The sequence below is a fragment of the Candidatus Zixiibacteriota bacterium genome (assembly GCA_040753875.1).
In the GTDB taxonomy this organism is placed as follows: Bacteria; Zixibacteria; MSB-5A5; order GN15; family FEB-12; genus DATKJY01.
Genome location: JBFMDV010000022.1, coordinates 1 through 23,536, shown reverse-complemented (window position 1 = coordinate 23,536; position 23,536 = coordinate 1). Strand labels below are relative to the sequence as shown.

Annotated in this window: 8 protein-coding genes; 6 read left to right on the top strand and 2 right to left on the bottom strand. The window is 56.8% G+C overall.

The features are described from left to right. Positions 1–37 precede the first annotated feature (37 nt). A complete protein-coding gene (locus tag AB1644_07375; protein ID MEW6050866.1) occupies positions 38–394 on the bottom strand; it encodes a hypothetical protein in 357 nt (118 codons plus the stop codon). A gap of 24 nt (positions 395–418) precedes the next feature. Beyond that, a complete protein-coding gene (locus tag AB1644_07370) occupies positions 419–1,324 on the bottom strand; it encodes an alpha/beta hydrolase (GenBank protein ID MEW6050865.1) in 906 nt (301 codons plus the stop codon). An 803-nt stretch (positions 1,325–2,127) separates the two neighbouring features. Here AB1644_07370 and AB1644_07365 point away from each other — a divergent pair. From AB1644_07365 to AB1644_07340, 6 genes are all read left to right on the top strand, one after another. After that, positions 2,128–3,222, top strand: coding sequence for a hypothetical protein (locus tag AB1644_07365; protein ID MEW6050864.1), 1,095 nt, complete (start codon positions 2,128–2,130; stop codon positions 3,220–3,222). Between the two features lie 352 nt (positions 3,223–3,574). Beyond that, on the top strand, positions 3,575–6,160 hold the full coding sequence (locus AB1644_07360) for a T9SS type A sorting domain-containing protein (GenBank protein MEW6050863.1): 2,586 nt from the start codon (positions 3,575–3,577) through the stop codon (positions 6,158–6,160). Positions 6,161–6,722: 562 nt separating this feature from the next. Further along, on the top strand, positions 6,723–9,149 hold the full coding sequence (locus tag AB1644_07355) for a cohesin domain-containing protein (GenBank protein MEW6050862.1): 2,427 nt from the start codon (positions 6,723–6,725) through the stop codon (positions 9,147–9,149). Between the two features lie 56 nt (positions 9,150–9,205). Continuing rightward, a complete protein-coding gene (locus AB1644_07350; protein ID MEW6050861.1) occupies positions 9,206–11,857 on the top strand; it encodes a FlgD immunoglobulin-like domain containing protein in 2,652 nt (883 codons plus the stop codon). Positions 11,858–11,880: 23 nt separating this feature from the next. Next, positions 11,881–21,834 (top strand): tandem-95 repeat protein, encoded by a 9,954-nt coding sequence (locus AB1644_07345; GenBank protein MEW6050860.1) that lies wholly within the window; start codon positions 11,881–11,883, stop codon positions 21,832–21,834. A 15-nt stretch (positions 21,835–21,849) separates the two neighbouring features. Further along, positions 21,850–23,536: Ig-like domain-containing protein (locus tag AB1644_07340; GenBank protein ID MEW6050859.1), on the top strand; the 1,687-nt coding region annotated here is incomplete at its 3' end.

Below are 23,536 nucleotides of genomic sequence, written 5' to 3'. Positions count from 1 at the left end.
GTCATTCGTTCTTGTGTTGATGCTTAACGACTCAGGTTCAGAAAGTGAACCATGTCGGAGGAGAACGGGGTGAAGTTGGCGCGGCCAAAGTGTTCGCCGGTTGGATAGACGGGACCGCCGGCACAGCACCTGTAATCGACGCGTGCAACGGCGTCGCATAGATCATCGGCAGGAACTCCGGATGGCCGCCGGTCCTGCAGAGCTGGCATCGGTCCTGGTCGTGTCGCCAGAGCGAACTGTCAAGCGATGCGTTGTCGAGAGCGCTGTTGTCGGAACACGAAGCAGGCAGATGTGCGATGCTGTGCAGAGGGGCAAGGATGGTCAGGAAGGCCAGGAAATAGGCTACGAACAATGATCGACCGGGCCTTGCGTTGGCTCCGGTTGGTTCGTACATAGACTGTCGCACAGATATCCCTGTCTATTTGCTGGTAAGCAGCAAGACGCTGCCCAGAATTTCTTCCTCGCTGCTTGAACCCGGCTGTACCTGCAGAAGTTCCCCGCCGGAGAGTTCCTTGAAACGGGTGACCTCAGCATCATTGATCTGTTCGGGCGGCAGGATGAGGATTGTCCGGCTGGTGGCGGCGGTGATATTGTCGCGGCTCCGGAACGGAGCGGCGTAGCCGGACCGGATGTTGTACCACCACCAGGTGATTCCGGTGCGAAACGGGTACCAGAAAGTGCCGTGCCGATCGAACAGCCGGTCGAACATTCGGTCGGTCGACAGGTATGGATTTGCTGCAACGATGTCATCGATTCGCCTCCCCTCGGGCCGGGCCAGCAGCGCGGCGTCAGCGCCGGCCGAAAACCCCACCACGACCAGCGGATGCTGGATCTTTCCGCGAAGTTCGAAATGACCGATAACAGCTTCCAAGTCGCCTGCTTCGAGCTGCCCTTCACCGTGAAACTGGCCGGTCGAGAGACCCGAGGCGCGCTGGTCGTACGTGATAACGGCGAACCCGGTATCGGCCAAGCGTGCCGCCAGGCCGACCAGCGCTCTTCGGTCCTGTCGCTCGTCGGGAATAAGAATGACGGTTCCGCGGGCGGGAGAGGCCGTTTGAACCGGTGCCACATACAAACAGGCGAGATTGGTGAGACCATCACTTTCAATCCGAACGGTGTCGATCACCAGCCCCTTTTCGGCAAACGGGGTCGGGTCGTTTTGCGACACGGAGTCCTGCTCGAAATCGTCGATATTTTCCCGCCCCATAAGCTCCTTGCTGCGGTTGAGCGGGTACACCACGTACACGGTGAGCAGAAGGGCCACCACGGCGATGAATATCCCTATCTTTATGTTCTCACGAGTTTGTCGCGACAGCCTGGCCATAGCCGGTATCCCCTTAACGTCTTAAAAGGCAATTGCTTTGCATCGGAATCTGGGCACTGGAACCGCCGCCGTCAATCTATAAATAAACGGTTCTTGTCTAAGGCGGGGACAAACGTTCGGACCATGCTCGTATCGGCCTCCCCGCGTGCTCCGAATCGTGCTCCCGGGAGCACGAGAATGCTCCCGGCCAGATCAGGCAGGTCAGGAGAGCCATAGCAGGCGCCATGATCAATAAAGACACGCGGCGGAATGACGAAAATGTTGATATGCCTGGCTGCATGGCGGCAGACCCGGATCGGCGGTGGCGTTTCAAAAACGCAAATGTAACCGTGCGCGCATCAAGGGGACATATTCGGGTCGCTTGGTGTGCGCGACTGACAATGATCAGAGGAAAATCGGCCATTGACGCCAAAAAGTGTGAGGAATCCCCTTTTTTGTGTTGACAAGAGTCACGTTCGTCGGTATATTCGACGCTGGATGATAGGTGACGATTTCCAAGGTAGAGAAACACACTTGCTCACGGCTCAGTAGGGGCCGGCGACTTTTCCGAAGCTGAACTGTCAGTGTTGGTCTCCTTTTCGGACGGCTGTGGGGGCGTTCCGAAAGGTTACAAACAGGTTACTTACAAACGCACTACTGCTAAAGAAACCGACATAGCCAGAGGCTGTTGAGGCGACTTCAAGTTCGCGCGGGTTCGTTTGGCTCAGCCGGATGAATCGTGTCGTGTCAGGGTCGGCTTGCGGCACGTTTTGTAAGGAGAAAGCTAAGGGATGGTTCTCAGCAACGTCAGGAAGGAGGCAGGCATGTCCTGTCACTCTCGGACTCGGCGAGCAAGTGCGCTTCTCGGGTTTCTTTTAGGGCTTACAACACTTTTCACCCTCGCTCCCAACGCCCAGGCCGTCTACCAATTGGTCGTGACCGTGAGCGACACCACCGGCAATTCCGGCGAACAGAACTCGGTTGTCACGGTTTACATGGACAACTACGTTGACACGATCGCCGGTTTCACGGTCTGGCTTCAGACCAACCGTCCGGACATCATCAAATTCCAGACCGAACTCGATACGGTGGTGGATACCACGTATTGGCGGTGCACCCAGTATTCAGGCCCCAATTGTGTGGATTCCGTGTCGGTTCCCAAGGACACGTCCGTGGGCTGGCATTTCATGCACGTGGACACGGTCGAAGCCCAGATCGGTAATATCGATACTGTGGGGACCCTGATCCGGGGCTGGGAATATGTCACCACGCGGTCCCTGTCGGGCGTTGGCACCGACCTCTTGGTGACCGGCCTGGCGAACCAACTGGGGGGGCCTACCACACCTCCGCGGCCGCCGCAGTCGGGCGGAACGTTATTCAAGCTGCGGGCTGACGTTCTCAGCGTCCCGGATACCCTTCAGGACCGGACGGTGCGGATATTCATCCAGCACGATTTTATGGACAAGTTCAGTTTCTCCAAGCCGAACGGCAACTCGATCGGCATTACACATATATATGTACCGGATACGGTCTGCTGGCGATGTTTCCAGTATCTTGGCGGCAATTGCGTCGACTGGCGCAAAGTGACCTTCCCTCCCTGTGACTCTCTCTCCTACGAAACCGATACCGTTGCGATTCTGGATACCAGCAAGGTTCTCCTGGTGGATGGCTCGCTGACCGTGCTCCCGGGCTGCTGCAATGGGAGCAGCACGGGCAATGTCGACGGGGACCCGGGTGATATTGTCGATATCTCCGACCTGTCGACCATGATCGACTTTCTGTTCTTCGGCGGGCAGGTCAATGACTGCCTGGATGAAGCAAATGTGGATGGCAGTCCGGCGGGCGAGGTGGATATCTCGGACCTGCAGAAACTGATCGACTTTTTGTTCTTCGGGGCGGAGCTGCCGCCGTGTCCGTAGAGGTGAATTGATGCGGCGTACGCCTAACGAGGAAATAACCGGCCTCAAAGACGGGCCGAACACGCCAATATGATAGATGAACGACAAAACAGAACCGAATGATAACCGGCCCCGGTCGACCGGGGCCACGAACTCAAGGGAAACATTCATAGCTGGAAAGGAGGACGCTTAGAAGAGGTATCATTACACGCGCTCAAAGAAAGAACGTTTGATGAAATCCAATATTCTCGCGATGCCTTCCTGGATTGATTGGCTCTCGTCCGAGATAGGCAGAGTGGAATTGAGGGGAAAGCAAAAGATTTTGTCGGACGTAGCAACTCGCAATTGGTAATGAACTACATAGGAGACAAAAATGAAGCGCATTTCATTTTTAGTTGCTCTCTTTTCAGTGCTCGTTCTTTCTTTCGGGCTCTCGTATGCGCAGCAGGGTGCTATCACGATTGATGACGTGGTAGGGAAATTCGGCGGTGGTGCGATCGACACGGTCAAGACCAACACGCCGATCATTTTCAAGCTGCGCTACAACAACACTGACGCCGGGGCAGTCAATTTCAATATCTCCAACGGATATGAGATTTACTCGCCTGATGGCGCCACGTGGTCCGGCCCGGTGGCAGGCGACACCCTGACCGGCGCGATTCCGCGTTCCAACTGGGATCTGAATTTCGCCATGAACATTTTCGACACGCTGCCTGGGGTCGACACTCCGAAGGATGCCGATACTATCGGTATCATCGGGGCGAAGATCAGCGCAGCGGGCATGCCGGCCAATTTCAACGGCGTGCCGTATGGCCTGAGCATCGGTACATTTGATATGGCTGATGACAGCTTGCACGTGTGTGTCGACTCTGCGTTCTTCCGTCCGGGTGGTACCTGGAAATGGGCCGGTCCCGGTGGTTTGAACTGGTTCCCGTCATGGGGTGGCCCATATTGCTACACCATCTACAACGTACCGAATCTTCCTCCTGACATCACAAACTGCCCGGTAAACATTACCGGCAGCCACTGCACCACCTTTACCTATGATTTCGACGCTGCTGATCCTGAGCAGGATCCGTACACGTTCGAGCTCGTTTCCGGCCCCGGCTCCATTGACCCGAACACGGGCGTATGGTCGTGGAATGGTGCGACGCTTGGTGATGTCGGTGCCTCTATCACTCTGGTAGTGGACGCGAATGATGCTCAGGACGGTTCGGATTGCACGGTCAACATCGTTGTGACCAACGAAGCGCCTGTGCTTCAGTCACCCGTGTGCGGCACCACCACGTTGATCTCGACCGGTAACACCGGACTCATCGATGTCGACGCGACTGATGGCTGCAACGACCCGCTGACTTATTCGATGACTGTGGATCCCGGCTACAACGGTACCATCAGCATCGACCCGAACACGGGGCTGATCACGGCCAACCCGGTCGCACCGGGCGGGCTGTTCGGTATCGAGGTGACGGCAACTGATGGCAATCTGTCAGACGCTTGCAGCCTGTTTGTGAACATTATCGAGGGCTGCCCGTTTGGTCTGCAGATCTCGAAAGAGCACAATGTTCCGCAGGGCGGTTACTGGTCAGTGCCGGTGACTCTGATTCGCGGCGACGCGGGTGAGGGTTTCGGCGGCTTTAACATCCTGATCGCCTATGACAACTCCGCTCTCTCCTTCCAGAACGCTTCTCTCGGCGCCGCTTTCGGTCCGGCGGGTTGCGGCTGGGAGTATTTCACCTATCGTTACGGCGCTGATGGCAACTGCAGCGGCGGATGCCCGAGCGGTCTGGTCCGCGTGGTCGGTCTGGCCGAGACCAACAATGGTCCGAACCATCCGGCTTGCACCATGCCTCCGTCCGTTCCGACGACTCTGTTCAGCCTGAACTTCCTGGTCAGCAATGACCTGACCCTGGAATGCCAGTATGTACCGATCCGGTTCTTCTGGCTGGGTTGCGAAGACAATACCTTCTCGAACGACGCTGGTGACAAGCTGTATGTCAGCTGCACCGTGGCCGACTACGAGTTCACGCTGGTGAACATCGCGAACGGCAGCGTTGGTTTCCCGACCTACCTCGGCGTGCAGGACTTCTGCCTCGTCGGCGGTGGTCAGGGCAAGCCGGCGCCGGTGCCTGCGATCGACTTCATCAACGGTGGTATTGACATCGTGTGCGCCGACTCCGTCGATGCTCGCGGTGACATCAACCTGAACGGTCTGTCGTACGAAATCGCCGACGCGGTCAACTACACCAACTACTTCATCAAGGGTCTGGCCGCCTTCACGATCAACGTGAATGGTCAGATCGCTGCCTCCGATGTCAACGCTGACGGTATCGGCCTGTCGGTTGCCGACCTGGTCTACCTGATTCGTGTGGTCATCGGCGATGCTCAGCCGTATCCGAAGATCAACCCGGTGGCCGTGAACTACGCGGTCACGGACGGTGTGGTGTCGGTTGATGCTGAAATGGGCGCTGCGTACATCGTGGCCCAGGGCAACGTGACCCCGACCCTGCTTGCCGAGAACATGGCGATTGCCCATGAATTCGATGGCGTGAACACCAAGATATTGGTCTACCCGCCGTTCGAGGGCGTGAGTTCGACCCAGAGCTTCTCTGGTTCGTTTGTCAGCGTTCCTGGCCAGATCGTATCGATCGAGATGGCGACAGCCGACGGTGCTCCGGTGACGGCGAAGAACGTTCCGACCAGCTTCTCGCTGGATCAGAACTATCCGAACCCGTTCAACCCGAACACCCAGATCAGCTTCACTTTGAAGGTCAACACCAAGTGGACCCTGACCATCTACAACGTGATTGGTCAGGAAGTGATGACTCTGGCTGGTGAAAACCAGGCCGGTCCGGTCGTACAGTCAGTCGACATGAGCAACTTCGGTTCGGGCGTGTACTTCTACACCCTGAACGCCGGCAGCTTCTCTGATACCAAGAAGATGATGCTGGTGAAGTAATCATTTCGATTACTGCTTCATTTCCCCCCGGAAAGGCACACGCCCTTCCGGGGGATAACTTCGGAAGGAGACCAAATCGAGCACTAAGCTAACGGATTGACAGAATGATCGGTTGAGATGAACCGGCGAGAAGAGTGACGATGACCAACGACCTGAATCGACGTGACTGTACTGACGTTATCTTTGTCGTCGTCAATTACTTAGGCCGGATTTCCTTTGTTAAAGAATGGCCTGCTGCGCAGCCGCTTGCGGCTTTGCGTACGATTGCAGACTCCGCGTTACAGAGTCCACCCCGCCTTGCAATACCTCACAGCCGTTTTTACAAAGAGAGGCCCCACCGCCCAAATCGCTACTGACTGAGTTTGATACGGCATAGTGCCGGTAAGCCCCTAAGTAGCTTCTCATTACAGGGACTTGAGAGAAGACCTGGGCATGCTGAAAAACTGATCGATGGCCGCCACGGAAGCCAAAGGCCGCCAATCGAGCAACAGAGGTGTTCTGGTCCGAATCTTGCTCATCCTGTGATGACGCATGCTGTGAATAAGGCTATGTGTTGGGGATTATGAGGTATTTTGAGGTACTTTTACTTATTGTAGTATTCACCATTGTCGGCGACCCGTTACTCGCCCAGACCGACAACTTTGGGGCAGTTGACAACGTGTATATCGACTCGTTAACCGCATATCCGGGGCAGGATGTGAACGTCCGGGTGAATTTGCGCAACGATGAGCTATTGTCTTCGCTTGCGGTCCCGCTCGCATATGACACATCGACGCTGTCGTTGACTGCGATAAGCTTTGTGGGATCGCGGTGCGAATATATCCAGTCGAAGATCATCAGCCCGAGCAGCGTTCCTGCCATAGTCGGCCATTTTGTCGTCAGCGTGGTGAAACTTGCCGAAGCGCCCGTTCCGGTCGGTGACGGAATGATCTTCACATTGCAGTTTCGGGTTTCGTCGAGCGCTGTTCCGGGACAAGTGTTGGTTATCGATTCACAGTTTATGGCACCCGGCGGCGAATTGGTGCTTACCGAAAATACGACCTCGACCAGTATTCGCCCCGCGTTCAAAGCCGGCAAGATTGTCGTGATACCGGTCAATCGCGCACCGCAATTCGTCCCCTCACTGGAACCGACCGTGGCGGAGGGTGACAGCCTGAAGTTCAGTATACAGACTACCGATCCCGATCTTGACAATCTCACTTTGACCTGCCTCACCAAGCCGACCGGAGCGGTTTTTACGCCAGGGACGAACGGTTCCGGGCTGTTGACATGGATGCCGGATTTCCTTGGCCCGAACTCGTCGGCTGGATCGCCGTTTCGGTGCACCTTCCGGGTTTCCGATGGCGCTCTTTCGGTCGACAAGGATGTTTTCGTGACAGTCACCAACAAAAACCGGAACCCGGTCATAACGGCGCCATTGTCCCAAAGCGTGAAGGCCGGGCAGAATCTGAGTTTTGGTCTGAGCGTATACGAGCCGGACTTCGAGTCGGTCACCTGGCTGGTGCTCAATCAGCCGTCAGGGTCGACTCTGACAGGCTCAAACCCCGCCACTTTCTCGTGGACGCCGGGTATTACCGACAGCGGTCTGAAGACGGTCGATTTTGTTGTGTCCGATCCAGGCGGCCTGACGGATACGGCGCGCGTGCAGATACAGGTGGAGAGGGCTACGCTATACACGTTGTCTCTGGATACGGTGGCCGTGGACCCCGGGCAGTTGGTCGATGTGACCGTGTTGCTTCAGAACGAACTTCCTGTGTCGGCCTTCAATCTGCTCATCAGCTACGACCCGGCGGTGCTGACGTTTATGACGGCCACCAAGACCGGGACACGGGTGGAGTATTTCGAATCATATACCGTGACAAACAACGATGGCGGTTTTGCCGGACGGCTTCGCATCATTGGGAGCGCCGCTGCCGTTGGTGTCGGAACGCCGCTTGGGGTCGGAACTGGCTCAGTGACTACGATTTCCTTTCGGGCGGCCAATTCGATCGATTACGCCGGGATGGGGATACCGGTTCGATTCGTATTCTTCGACACACCGGTGTACAACGACAACACCATGAAAGACAGCGTCGGCGTGAAAATTCCGCAAACCGGTATCGCTTACACGAACGGCCTCGTGATGATCAATAGTATCGGGGTCGTTCGTATCGGCGATATCAACCTCAACGGGATTCCGTTCGAGATCGCCGACGCGGTGAATTTCACCAACCACTTCATGAATCCGACAGCGTATCCGTTCGATGCGTTGCAGTTTGCCAATTCGGATGTCAACGGCGATGGCTATGTCGCCACGGTAGCCGATCTGGTTCGGCTGATAAATGTCATTGTACAGGGTTTGGAGGCGCTCAAGCCGGTCGAAACCTCACCGCTCGAGGCGCGAGTCTGTTGCAGCGCCGGAGCGGATGCCTGCGTGCTGTCGTACGACGCTTCGTTTGCCGTTGGCGCCATATACCTCGAATATCAGGGGAGTGCCGACCTGGTGTCCCAATTCCCCGCGATCTCGAATATGACCACGGAGGTCCGACAGGACGGCTCAGTTACGCGAGTGTTGATATACAGCCTCGAGGGGCACGCCATGCCCGCAGGGATGCACGACATTCTGAGCATGGCAGGTGTGAGTCTGTCGGAGATTACCAGGGTTGATATGGCCGGCGCCGACGGGCGGTATGTGAATGTAACGATGAGTTCGGGCACGTCGAATGTGCCGAGTACGTTCGTGCTCGGGCAGAATTATCCGAATCCGTTCAACCCTGAGACGACAATCAGTTTTGCGCTTCCGCAGAGCGGGCGCATCACCCTGACTGTGTTCGATCTGCTTGGACGTACGGTGCGGACAGTTGCCGATGGCGACTACGCCGCTGGAAATCACACGGTCGTGTGGGATGGTCGGGACGAGCGGGGAGAGTCGGTCGGGTCCGGAGTTTATTTCTACCGTCTGGAGACGCCCGCTGGGAATGAAACACGAAAGATGATGCTTTTGAAATAGAGGGTGATGGGAGAACTGTGATGGAGAAGATGTCATATTTACATACTGAGGCGGCTATGAGACTAATCAAGCTTGTTTTTTTGAGCCTGGTGCTTCTTGGGGTGTTTTCGGCTGACCTGCGGGCGCAGACACCGGTAACGCCTTGCGAGGACCGCGGGCGATCCCCTCTGGACCTGGTATATGTTCAGCGTTTCAATGGTGGTCCCGGAGACACGGTCGTTGCCCCGGTGCGTATCAAGAACGACTCCAACATCGTCAGCTTCCGAATGCTCATCCAATATGATACGACCAAGCTCAGTCCGATGATCCCACCTACCGATTCTACGGCAATCGAGTTTGTGATCATGAGTCCACGCTATCTTGTCGACACAACATATCCGGTCCAAAACAACACCGACACGCTTAATGGGTTTAGCGCCTTCTTCTATCCTAATCGAAGGGATGTGGTGAGCGTCCTGGCCTCGTATCGTCCGAACCCTTATTTCGATCCTACCGATACGACAAGTCCGGAGTTCGTGCTGGACAGTATTGAGGCCGGCGATGACGTTGTGTTCGGAATAAAGTTCATAGTGAATCCACTTGCCGCGATTGGAGATTCCGGACAGTTCAATTTCTTCATGAAAACGACGCGTGTTCTTGCGCCAAACGGAATCGACAGTATCGCGATTGCCTGCGATATGACCGAAGAGGCACAGGCCTGGACGCTGGGAGGCGCAACTTTCAGCAACACTGTCTATCCGCAGACGCCTACGACCGCCTTCAAAGTAGACACTACTCCCTTGGCAGCAGTGCCGACGGTGCAAATTGAGGCGACCGACTCGTCCATAACAGCAGGTGCAACGGTGGCTCTGACCTGGCTCACCACTGACGCCGATTCGGTAGCCATTTTTGCTTTGCCCAGTACGACGCCGTTCCGAAGCAGCACCTCCTCTGTTGGTATCGTGAACGTGAGCCCGACGGTGACGACAACGTACCGAGCGATTGCCTATAACGAACCAAACCGGGATACTGCAAGTCTCACGATCACCGTAGGTGGAACTACTGCCGGAGCGCCTGTTGTTACAGCGCCACAAGGCTTGTATACACTCAAGGCCGGCGAGACGGTCTCATTCACTGTATCAGCCACCGATGCGGAGGGGGGGCAGATAACGCTGTCGGCTAATTCGGCGACCATGCCGCTAGGGGCATCATTCCCGTCGGCCACTAATCTCAACTCAGTCAGCAGCTCGTTCAGTTGGGTGCCGAGCACAAGCCAGGTAGGGACGTTCCAGGTGCAATTTCGGGCGCAGGACCCACAGGGGAATGTGGGGACTCTCACCGTTACCATCGTGGTCGAGCAGCTTCAGTTCGACCGACTGTTTTCCACCTCGGTGGAAGGTCAGCGGCCGGTGGGCGGTCTGCCCGGCAAAGAGGGAGTGTTTTTCCCGGTCAACCTGGTGAGTTCAAAGACCGTCTATGGTATTCAGTTTGACCTCAATTATCCGCGCACTGTCCTGACGGTCGATTCGGTTGTTCCGAGCGGACGCATTCCTGAGTATGTCATATACGATAACATTGGCCAGACACCGGGGGATATTCGCGTCGTGACATTCGGGCTCAACAATGAACCGGTGATCGAGCAGGACACGACTGACACGCTAAACCCGACGGCTGTGTTGTTTGTGGTGGTATCGATCGATTCCACCGCCGTTCCGTGGAACAACGCCCGAATGAGACTGACCGGCGGACGGGAGTCGATCAATCCGAATCCCAATATCGGATCCGTTGAGCTGGTGACCGATTCGGGTGTCGTGTTTATCGACCAGCGCGGAGACGTCAACCTCGACCAGATTATCGACGTGGCCGACCCGGTGAGTATTGTCGGGAGTATTATCGGCAACTTCAATTTGAACTCGCGGCAGTTCGATGCCGGTGACCTGATCACCGACTTATTCGTCGACGTGTTCGACTTAGTAGCCGATGTCAATCTTATTTATGGCATACCGGTTTCACCGGCGCCCGTCACCCCAAAGGACCATGCCATCGTATCGCTGGCGTACAGTGATATGTCCCAGGGGAGCCAGGATATTCTTAAAGTCAAATCGGAGCTTCCGGAGCAGATCGCCGGCGTTCAACTGGAGCTTCAGTACGACCCGAGCTCGGTAGGTCTGGGGATGCCGTCCAAGACGGCGGACAACGGCAATTTCACACTGCAGTATCGTGATGACGGCAACGGCCGACTGAAAATCGTGTTGTATCACATGGCGCCGTTCAAGGAAAACGAGTTGCTTCAGGTGGGGACGGCGGACCTGGTGAATGTACCTATCATCGCTCGTTCCGATATAAAAGTAGGAAACAAGAGCCAGCTCCGGCTGACCCAGGCGCTGCTGTCGACCTCGACCGCCGGGGCCGTCGAAGTGTCCGGAGTTGATGCTGAGTTGCCGCAGACGTTCATGTTGCGGCAGAATTATCCGAACCCGTTCAACCCGTCGACGACCATCGAGTTCTATGTCGCCGGTGGCGGCGAATCGCAGGTGAATCTGGATATCTTCAACATACTCGGGCAGAGGGTGAAGACGCTCGTTGATGGACCTATGAGCGCAGGCGATCACAAAGTGGAATGGGATGCAACCTCGAATTCCGGGCAACGGGTTGCGACCGGTGTCTATCTGTATCGCTTGACGGTGGGGTCTGAAAGTCAAACCCGGAAGATGCTTTTCCTCAAATAGGGCAAGTAGGTTGGGATACTGTTATGCATAAGAGACTGCTTCTCCTCACGGGGCTTCTGACGGTCATTGTGGCCACTGCCGCGGCGCAAACCGCGCCGCCTGTGCTCAATCCGATCGGTGCGCGAGCTATCGACGAAGGGCTCACATTAACCTTCAACGATACGGCCACCGACCTGGACGGCACCACTCCGGTGATGTCCACCTCTGCGTTGCCGCCGAACGCATCGTTTGTCAATAATCTCAACGGTACAGGGACATTCACATTTAACCCGGATTTCACTCAGGCGGGCACCATAATTATCACGTTTTATGCCACCGATGCTGTCACGACCGACGTTGACAGCGAGCAGGTTACAATCACGGTCAATAATGTGAACCAGGCGCCGGTACTGGCGACGATCGGTCCGCGATCGGTCGTGGAAGGTGCAACACTCAATTTCGTAGTTTCGGCGGCTGATGCCGACGGCACGACACCCTCCTTCACGACCACAACGCCGCTGCCGACGAATGCGACGTTTGTTGACAACGGCAACGGCACCGGCACGTTTAACTTTAGCCCAAGCTTCACGCAAGCAGGTGTCTACAATATCACCTTCCGCGCCTCGGACGGCACTGCGATTGACTCCGAGATTGTCGCGGTCACCGTCACAGAGGCCGGCAACCAGACTCCGATCCTGGCCGCAATTGGTGCGCGCTCAGTAGCAGAGAATGCCACGTTGAACTTCAACGTCTCCGCAACTGATCCGGATGGTACGACGCCGATCATGACGACTTCGACGCCGTTGCCCGCCAACGCCACGTTTATCGATAACGGCAATGGGACCGGCACATTCAACTTTACTCCGGACTTCACCCAGGCCGGTGTGTACAACATCACGTTTCGTGCCTCCGACGGCACGGCTATCGACTCGGAGATCGTGGCGATCACGGTGACCGAGGCAGGCAACCAGGCACCCGTTCTGGCGACCATCGGCCCGCGCTCCGTCGTCGAAGGGGCCAATCTGAACTTCAGCATATCAGCGACCGATGCCGATGGCACCATACCTATTCTGTCAACATCGACGCCGCTGCCTGCCAATGCGACATTTGTGGATAATGGCAACGGGACCGGAACATTCAACTTCAATCCGGACTTCACGCAGGCCGGGACGATCAACGTGACGTTCTATGCGTCCGACGGGGCGATCATAGATTCCGAACAGGTGGCTATAACGGTCAATAATGTGAATCAAGCACCTGTTCTTGCTGCGATCGGACCGCGGGCAGTAAATGAGGGGGCGAATCTGAACTTTGGCGTGTCCGCGAGCGATCCTGATGGTACAGCACCGATACTAACTACAACCACACCGCTTCCGATCAATGCGACATTCATTGACAACGGCAACGGGACCGGAACGTTCAACTTCAATCCGGACTTCACGCAAGCCGGCACATTCAATGTGACATTCTATGCCTCGGATGGATCGATCATTGATTCAGAGCAGGTCGTGATCACGGTCAACAATGTGAACCAGGCTCCGGTACTGGCGACAATCGGTCCGCGCAGTGTGAATGAAGGCACGAATCTAAACTTCGCTGTCTCTGCGACTGACGCCGATGGGACAACACCGATCCTGACCACCACGACCCCACTTCCAGCCAACGCTACCTTTACTGACAATCTGAACGGGACCGGGACGTTCAATTTCAACCCGGATTTCGCTCAGGCTGGGACGTTCAACGTGACGTTCTACGCATCTGATGGGTCGATCATCGATTCCGAGCAGGTCGTCATCACGGTCAACAATGTGAATCAGGCACCGGTACTCGCGACAATCGGTCCGCGCAGTGTGAATGAAGGCGCGAATCTGAACTTCGCTGTCTCTGCGACTGATGCCGATGGGACGACACCGCTCCTGACGACCACAACCCCCCTGCCGACCAACGCAACTTTCGTTGACAACGGCAATGGGACGGGGACGTTCAACTTCACTCCGGACTTTACTCAGGCCGGGACGGTCAACGTGACGTTTTATGCCTCTGATGGATCGATCATTGATTCAGAGCAAGTAATCATCACTGTTAACAACGTGAATCAAGCGCCCGTCCTTGCCGCCATTGGTCCTCGCAGCGTAAATGAAGGATCCAACCTGAATTTCGGTGTTTCGGCATCCGATCCGGATGGCACGACACCGATCCTGACCACGACTACACCGCTGCCGGCCAACGCGACCTTCGTTGACAACGGGAACGGCACGGGGACTTTCAATTTTAATCCGGACTTCACGCAAGCCGGTACGTTCAACGTGACATTCTATGCGTCGGATGGCTCGATCATTGATTCAGAGCAGGTCGTCATCACTGTCAACAATGTGAATCAGGCGCCCGTTCTCGCGGCAATCGGTCCGCGCATTGTGAATGAAGGCGCCAATCTGAACATTGGCATCTCGGCGACTGACGCTGACGGGACAACACCGCTCCTGACAACCACAACCCCCCTGCCGACCAACGCGACGTTCGTTGACAATGGAAACGGTACCGGCACGTTCAATTTCAATCCAGACTTTACTCAAGCCGGGACGGTCAACGTGACGTTTTATGCCTCTGATGGATCGATCATTGATTCAGAGCAAGTAGTCATCACTGTTAACAACGTGAATCAAGCGCCCGTTCTTGCCACCATTGGTCCTCGCAGCGTAAATGAAGGATCCAACTTGAACTTCGGTGTTTCGGCATCCGATCCGGATGGCACGACGCCGATCCTGACCACGACTACACCGCTTCCGGCCAATGCGACGTTCATCGACAACGGCAACGGGACCGGGACGTTTAATTTCAGCCCTGATTTCACACAGGCGGGAGTCTATACCATCACGTTTTATGCGTCCGACGGCTCGATCACGGATTCGGAAGTTGTGACGGTCACTGTCGGCGGAGTGAATCAGCTACCGGTTCTGGCGTCAATCGGTCCTCGTTCGGTGAACGAGGGTGCAAATCTTAATTTTGGCGTCTCAGCCACCGATGCTGATGGGACCACTCCCGCGCTGACTACCACCGTGCCCCTTCCGGCCAACGCGACATTCGTAGACAACGGCAACGGTACCGGTACGTTCAATTTCAATCCGGATTTCACGCAATCGGGTACATTCAATGTGACGTTCTACGCGTCCGACGGCGTGGCTGTCGATTCGGAACTGGTCGTGATCACGGTCAACAACGTGAACCTCAGGCCGGTGATGACGGCAATCGGCGCCCAGGCAGTCAGTGAGGGACAGGTGCTGAATTTGCCCGTGTCGGCGACCGATCCTGACGGCACCATCCCGGCGCTTACAAGTTCGCTTCCGTTACCGACCAACGCCTCATTCGTGGACAATCTCGATGGCACCGGTACCTTCACATTCAGTCCCGACTTCGGTCAGGCAGGTTCATACACTGTCACGTTCTTTGCATCCGACGGAGCACTTCGAGATTCGCAGATTGTCAGTATCACAGTCAATCAGGTGAATCTACCCCCGATCCTGGCGGCCATCGGCAACCGCTCCACCACCGAAGGTGTCAATCTCACGTTCGGCGTATCGTCATCGGATCCCGATGGCACCACGCCGGGCCTGACGACGAGTACACTTCCGGCCGGAGCCACATTTGTAGACAACCTGAACGGGACCGGTACCTTTGTCTGGACTCCGACTTTCAATCGCGCCGGCTCGTACAACGTGACATTCTATGCCCGCGATGATTCCTCTGCAGTCGATTCGGAAGTGGTTCTGATCACGGTTCTTGAGGCCGGCAATCAGGCGCCGGTTCTCGCGTCCATCGGGAATAAGGCGACTACAGAAGGAGTGAATCTCAGCTTCCAGGTTTCAGCAGCGGATCCTGATTCGACCATACCCGCATTCACGACCTCGACACTGCCTGCCGGCGCCACCTTTGTCGACAACGGCAACGGTACCGGCAGCTTCGGCTGGACGCCCGGTTTCACCCAGGCCGGTTCATATAACGTGACCTTCTATGCTTCCGATGGTCTGGTGATCGATTCGGAACGAATTTCCATTAATGTATTCGAATCCGGTAACCAGCCTCCGGTTCTGGCGGCGGTGGGCAATCGATCGACTACTGAGGGTGTTAATCTGACTTTCGACATCTCGGCCACTGACCCCGACGGCACAACGCCGGTGCTTTCGACCTCGACTCTGCCGACAGGGGCGACATTTACAAATAACGGCAATGGGACCGGGACATTCAATTGGACCCCCGGCTTCACCCAGGCGGGTCCGTACAATGTGACATTCCGCGCGACCGACGGTGTCGCTACCGATTCCGAAGTAATCGTCATAACGGTGTTCGACGCCGGCAATCTGGCGCCGGTGCTGGCGGCAATCGGCAACAAATCGGTTACCGAGGGGGTCAATCTCTCGTTTGCGATCTCTGCCTCCGATCCCGATGGGACGACCCCTACGTTCACGACCTCGGCTCTTCCAGGCGGAGCTTCGTTCGTCGATAACGGCAACGGCACCGGTTCGTTCACGTGGACGCCGGGCTTTACTCAAGCGGGGATATACAATGTCACCTTCCGTGCCAGCGATGGCGTACTGGTTGATACGGAGATCGTGACGATCACCGTGAATGAAGCCGGCAACCAGACGCCGGTACTGGCAGCTATTGGCAACCGTTCAGTTACGGAGGGGCTTAACCTCACGTTCAATGTGTCGGCCACTGATGCGGACGGTACGATACCATCCTTCACGACCTCCACTCTTCCGAGCGGCGCCATCTTCGCCGACAATGGTAATGGAACCGGGACATTCAGTTGGACACCCGGTTTCACGCAGGCTGGACCGTACAACGTTACCTTCCGGGCTGCCGACGGCACCGCCACTGATTCCGAAACCATAGTCATCACAGTAAATGATGCCGGCAACCAGGCACCGGTACTGGCGATAATCGGCAACAGGTCGACGACCGAGGGCGTCAATCTGAATTTCGTGATCTCGGCATCCGATCCGGATGGCACGACGCCCACGTTTACAACCTCGACTCTCCCCAGCGGTGCCACGTTCGTCGATAACGGCAACGGAACCGGGACGTTCAATTGGACGCCCGATTTCACACAAGCCGGATTGTACAATGTGACTTTCCGAACTACGGATGGTGTTGCCACGGATACCGAAAGGGTGGCAATTACGGTTATCGATGCCGGCAACCTGGCGCCGGTACTGGCGGCGATCGGCAACAAATCGGTTACGGAGGGGATTAATCTTTCGTTTGGCGTTTCAGCAACCGATCCTGACGGAACGACTCCCACCTTCACAACCTCGACTCTTCCGAGCGGTGCGACGTTCGTCGACAATGGCAATGGCACGGGTACGTTTAGTTGGACGCCCGGATTCACGCAAGCGGGACCGTACAATGTTACCTTCCGGGCTACTGATGGCGCGGCTATAGATTCCGAAACGATTGTTATCACGGTGAACGAAGCTGGAAACCAGGCACCGGTACTGGCCGCGATCGGTGCCAAATCAACTTCTGAGGGGGCGAATCTCACGTTCGGGACGTTGGCTACCGATCCCGACGGCACAACACCGATCATGACGTCCGGTACACTGCCAACAGGCGCAACCTTTGTCGACAATGGCAACGGCACCGGAACGTTTAGCTGGACGCCTGGTTTTGTACAGGCCGGATCGTACAATGTGACGTTCCGAGCCGGCGATGGCATCGCAACCGACTCAGAGATCGTTGCTATCACCGTGGCGGACGCCGGCAACCAGGCGCCGGTGCTGGCGGCTATTGGCAGCAAGTCTACGACCGAGGGTGTCAATCTGAATTTTGTCATCTCCGCGTCCGACCCTGACGGCACGACGCCCACGTTCACGACCTCGGCTCTCCCCAGCGGTGCCACGTTTGTCGATAACGGTAACGGAACCGCGACATTCAATTGGACGCCGAGCTTCATTCAGGCCGGAGCATACAATGTGACATTCCGAACCACCGATGGTGTCGCTATAGATACGGAAACGGTTGCTATCACGGTTATCGATGCCGGTAATCAGCCGCCGGTCCTGGCGACCATCGGCAGCAAGACGACAACAGAGGGGATCAACCTGGCGTTTGCGATTTCAGCGAGTGATCCTGACGGCACGACGCCGACATTTACGACCTCAACACTTCCAAGCGGTGCATCATTTGCAGACAACGGCAACGGCACCGGTTCGTTCATCTGGACCCCCGGTTTCACTCAGGCCGGGACGTACAACGTCACCTTCCGGGCCAGTGATGGCTTACTGGTGGACTCGGAGGTTGTGGCAATTACGGTGCTCGATGCCGGCAATCAGCTGCCGGTGTTGGCGTCGATCGGAGCGAAATCAACAACCGAAGGGGTCAACCTCACGTTTGGCACGGCGGCGACGGACCCGGACGGTACAACTCCGATCATGTCGACCGGCACGCTGCCGACCGGTGCGACCTTCGTCGATAACGGCGATGGAACAGGCACGTTCAACTGGACGCCATCGTTCACCCAATCCGGCGGATATAATGTCGTTTTTCGTGCATCGGACGGCTCGTTGACGGATTCAGAAATTGTCTCGATAAACGTACTTGAGGCCGGTAACCGTGCACCGATTATCGCGCCAGTCGGGCCACAGTCTATCACTGAGGGACTCACCCTTGCCTTCGGGGTAATCGCGTCCGATCCCGATGGCACCACGCCTGTGCTCACCAGTTCTACGCTGCCGCGCGGGGCGAGCTTTGTCGATGCCGGTAACGGCACAGGGAGTTTCACATGGTCGCCTGATTTCGTCCAGTCGGGGACTTACAATGTCTCCTTCTTTGCAACCGACGGTGTGCTGCGTGATACGGAGGCGATTGTCATCACCGTTATCGATGCCGGCAATCAACCGCCCGTTCTGGCCGCTATCGGTTCTCGAAGCACGACCGAAGGCGTGATTCTCTCGTTTGGTATAAGTGCAACGGACGCCGAGGGAGGCTCCCCGACCCTGACCACCGGAACGCTGCCGAGCGGCGCATCGTTTGTAGACAACAACAATGGCACCGGCACTTTCAGTTGGGTGCCGGTCTTCAATCAAGCCGGTGTATACTCGATCACGTTCCGGGCCACCGATGATTCGCTGGCGGTTGACTCCGAGGTTGTAAGTATCACGGTGATCGATGCCGGTAACCAGGCGCCATTGCTGGCGGCGGTTGGAAATCGAACTACCTCCGAAAATGTACTGCTCGCCTTCGGGATAACGGCTGTTGATCCGGATTCGACAATTCCGGCTCTTACGACATCAACCCTGCCGACCGGCGCGACTTTTGTAGACAACGGCAACGGCAGCGGCAATTTCTCCTGGACACCGAGTTTCATCCAGGCCGGAAGTTACCCGGTCACGTTCTACGCGTCTGACGGTGTCGCGGTGGATTCGGAGAGGATCGTCATTACCGTCACGGAGGCAGGCAATCAGTCGCCCGTGCTGGCAACGATCGGCGCGCGCTCAACCACCGAGGGGATTCGGTTGACATTTAATGTCTCGGCCACCGACCCGGATGCGACGATCCCGTCGTTCTCGACCTCGGTGCTGCCGTCCGGCGCAAGCTTCGTCGATAACGGCAACGGCTCCGGTACATTCGATTGGACGCCGACGTTCATACAAGCCGGATCGTATTCGATAGTATTCAGGGCTACCGATGGCGCCCTCACGGATTCCGAGGTCGTGTCGGTTACTGTCATCGAGGCAGGCAACCAGGCGCCGATACTGGCGACGATCGGGCCGAAATCGGTCTACGAAAACCGGAATCTGAACGTGGTGGTGACGGCCAGCGACCCGGACGCCACGACACCCGCGTTGACGACGTCGTCGTTGCCGCTGGGCGCGACATTCGTCGATAATCTCAATGGGACCGGCACGTTCAACTGGACTCCCGGCTTCACTCAGGCGGCCTCGTACGTGGTGACGTTCTACGCATCAGACGGGTCTCTGCGCGACAGCGAGGTTGTCATCATCTCCGTTCTGAACGCCGATGCTCCGCCGGTGCTTGCGCCGATCGGATCCAAGTCGGTGGCTGAGGCCGCCAATCTGAACTTCAACGTATCGGCTACCGATATTGACGGCACTATAGCGGTGCTTACGGCCACACCGTTGCCCGTCGGCGCTACGTTCGTGGACAATCTCAATGGCACGGGCGTTTTCAACTGGACCCCCACCCTCGCGCAGTCCGGCGTTTACAGTGTTACGTTCTTCGCAACTGATGACTCAGCCGCGGTGGATTCGGAAGTTGTGCAGATCACGGTCGGCAACGTCAACCAGCCGCCGGTCCTGGCGACTATCGGTCCCAAGACGGTCGATGAAAACGTGAATCTGGCCTTCGGCGTGACGGCCACTGACGGTGACGGGAATATCCCGGCACTGACGACCTCGACACTTCCAACTGGCGCGACCTTCCTTGACAACGGGGATGGTTCCGGCGCCTTTAGCTGGACGCCTACTTTTGCTCAGGCGGGCACTTACCCGGTCACCTTCTATGCATCGGACGGCGTCGACACGGACTCCGAACTGGTGGTGATCACCGTGAATCAGGTGAATCTGCCGCCGGTACTGGCTGCTGTTGGGGCAAAATCGGTGAACGAAAACGCCAATCTCAACTTTGCCGTGTCGGCCTCCGATCCGGATGCAACCTTCCCGGTTCTGACCACGACAGCACTCCCCTTGGGCGCGACCTTTGCCGATAATGGAAACGGCACCGGGTCGTTCAACTGGACTCCGAATTTCACGCAGTCCGGCGCGTATAGCGTCACCTTCTACGCCTCGGATGGCCAGTACGTTGACAGTGAGGTTGTGGCTATTACCGTTGGCAATACCAACCGACTGCCGGTCGCGAACGCCGGCGCCGACCAGATAGATGTATTCGTGAATTCCACGGTCCTACTGGACGGAACGGCGTCGTTCGATCCGGACGCCCAGGCCATAACATATGGCTGGACGCAGGTGAGCGGGCCGCTCGTGACACTGAACAGCAGCAGCACCGCAACTCCTTCGTTCGTCCCGCCGCTTCCGGCGACCTACGCGTTCGAGCTCATTGTGTCCGACGGTTCCCTATTCTCCGTTCCCGATACGGTTCAGGTGAGCGCGATCAACGCGGCTCCGCCGCAGGCCATCGCGGACCTCGCTATAGCCATTTCGGCGGATAACATTGTTTTGAACTGGTCGGCGATTACGGTCGACACAGCCAACGTGCCGACCTCCATTGGCGGGTATATCGTCTATCGGGATACCATGGCCTACTTCACCCCCAGCTCCTTTGATTCCATCGGCGCTGTCTCGGCGACGACGCAGACGTTTATCGACAACAATATTTTTGGCGTCAATGTGGTCGGAGATACGCTTCACCAGTACTTCTATGTGGTCCTGGCTTATGACATTTACGGCAACCGGTCGGCGGTCTCCAACCGGGTGGGCGAATACGATTATCTGATCGTTACAACGGCCACAACCAGCTTCAACCTGATCTGTGTACCGTTTGAGAATAGCGGCATCACAACAGCTGATCAGTTGATCGACGCTATCGGCCGAACCAGCGTGCGTACGGTGAACAATTATCGGCCCACGTCGCAGAGCTTCGAATCTCGGTTCGCCGCCGGCTTTGGTGTCAATTTCACTGTCATCCCCGGCGGTGTGTATCAGGTGAACGCTGCCGCCGCGACCATCTTCTCGGTGGCGGGTCGTGTCCCTGCCCCCGGGGCCATCAGTTACCAACTGGTCACCACCGCAACCACGGATTACAGTTTCCTGTCGGTACCCTTCGACCGAGAGTCGCAGTTCCTGACCGCACAGGATGTGCTTAATAACGCTCCCGGGAGCTTCAACACGCTCAACAACTTTGTGGCGGCGTCACAGAGCTATCAGTCGCGCTTTGCCGCAGGGTTTGGCGTCAATTTCCCGGTGAGAGCAGGACGTCCGTATCAGGCCAACAATGCCATCAACGACGTCTTTCCGCATTAACGGCAGGAGAATGCTATGGGAAGAAAGTGCTTCGACATATATGGAGGTGCCAGAGTGGCAAGGAGATTAGGTCTGTTTAGGATGCAGAGGTTGATTGGACTTTCAATACTGCTGCTGTTATTGCATACATCGGTGGCGTTCGCGCAAGGCTCCATATTCGGCGTGGTGCGGAACGCCAATCTGACCACCCCGGCCAACGGGGAGATCAGCTTTTACGGCTTCACCGACAACACCGACGATGAGATCCGACTGGAATCCTCGATTGGCGCCGGGTACGATGCCGGCAACTGGTTCGATGATTTCCAGAATTTTCTCTCCAAGACGCCCGGGAACCCGTACATGTACCGGTTCTTCAATACGACTAATGGAGAAGGGGCGGTGCTGGCCAAGCCGATTCCGAACAACTCGTTCCAGCAGGAAGATATTACCCTGGGGACGGTGGTGTGGCCGGCGTCACCCGCCGGTATGGCCGGGCGTGTGGTTTCTACCACTTCAGTTGTTCTCACATGGACGCGCGTGGCCGGGCAGTCATATCACGTGTATCGGCGCCCCGCAACCTCCGGCGGTTCGTTCTTCCGGATTGACAATCCTGCCGGTTTGTTGACCAATCCCGGTGTGGCCGACAGTTTCTTCGTTGATAACACTGTTAGCGGTGGCGGTTCATTCCATTACCTGCTGATCGCTCAGGATGCTTCCGGCAACCTGGGCCCGCATTCCACAATCCTGACTGTCAACACTGCTGCACCGGTAGCTCCGTTCATAGCCTCCATAGCACCAAACACCGGTTCGGCGTTTGGCGGAACTTCGGTCGTGATTGCCGGCTCCGGTTTCGATATCAATGGCGCCACTGCCACGATCGGCGGCGCCGCCATGACCTCCGTCACCGTTGTATCCCCCTTCCAGATCAACGGTGTCACGCCGGCCGGCACGGCCGGTGCGGCCAATGTGGTCGTGACTAACACCGCCTCGGCTCTGTCAGGCACGCTTACCGGAGGGTACACATACCTTGGCAATATTGCGCCGGTGTTAGCAACCATCGGCCCGCGATCGGTGAACGAGGGAGCCAACCTGAATTTCGGCGTCTCGGCCACCGATGCCGACGGTACTACGCCGATCCTGACTACGACAACACCGCTTCCGACCAATGCCACTTTCCTCGATAACGGCAATGGGACAGGGACCTTCAACTTCAATCCGACCTTCGCACAAGCGGGCACTTACAACGTGACATTCTACGCCTCGGACGGCATCGCTATCGACTCCGAGCAGGTTGTCATCACGGTTAACAACGTCAACCAGGCGCCCGTGCTGGCGGCGATCGGTCCTCGTTCGGTGAACGAAGGGGCTAATCTGAATTTTGGCGTGTCGGCGACTGACCCAGACGGCACCACGCCGATCCTGACAACCACCACGCCGCTTCCGGCGAACGCCACGTTTACCGACAACGGCAACGGCACCGGTACATTCAACTTCAATCCGAGCTTCAGCCAGGCTGGTACGTTCAATGTGATGTTTTATGCTTCCGATGGCACGATCATCGATTCCGAGCAAGTGGTCATAACCGTGACCAACGTCAACCAGGCGCCGGTACTGGCGACGATCGGTCCGCGATCGGTCGTGGAAGGTGCAACACTCAATTTCGTAGTTTCGGCGGCTGATGCCGACGGCACGACACCCTCCTTCACGACCACAACGCCGCTGC

Coding starts and splice junctions, on each gene's coding strand:
- AB1644_07350 (MEW6050861.1), top strand. CDS start 9,206: ATGAGACTAATCAAGCTTGTTTTTTTGAGCCTGGTGCTTCTTGGGGTG.
- AB1644_07375 (MEW6050866.1), bottom strand. CDS start 394: ATGTACGAACCAACCGGAGCCAACGCAAGGCCCGGTCGATCATTGTTC.
- AB1644_07370 (MEW6050865.1), bottom strand. CDS start 1,324: ATGGCCAGGCTGTCGCGACAAACTCGTGAGAACATAAAGATAGGGATA.
- AB1644_07360 (MEW6050863.1), top strand. CDS start 3,575: ATGAAGCGCATTTCATTTTTAGTTGCTCTCTTTTCAGTGCTCGTTCTT.
- AB1644_07345 (MEW6050860.1), top strand. CDS start 11,881: ATGCATAAGAGACTGCTTCTCCTCACGGGGCTTCTGACGGTCATTGTG.
- AB1644_07355 (MEW6050862.1), top strand. CDS start 6,723: ATGAGGTATTTTGAGGTACTTTTACTTATTGTAGTATTCACCATTGTC.
- AB1644_07365 (MEW6050864.1), top strand. CDS start 2,128: ATGTCCTGTCACTCTCGGACTCGGCGAGCAAGTGCGCTTCTCGGGTTT.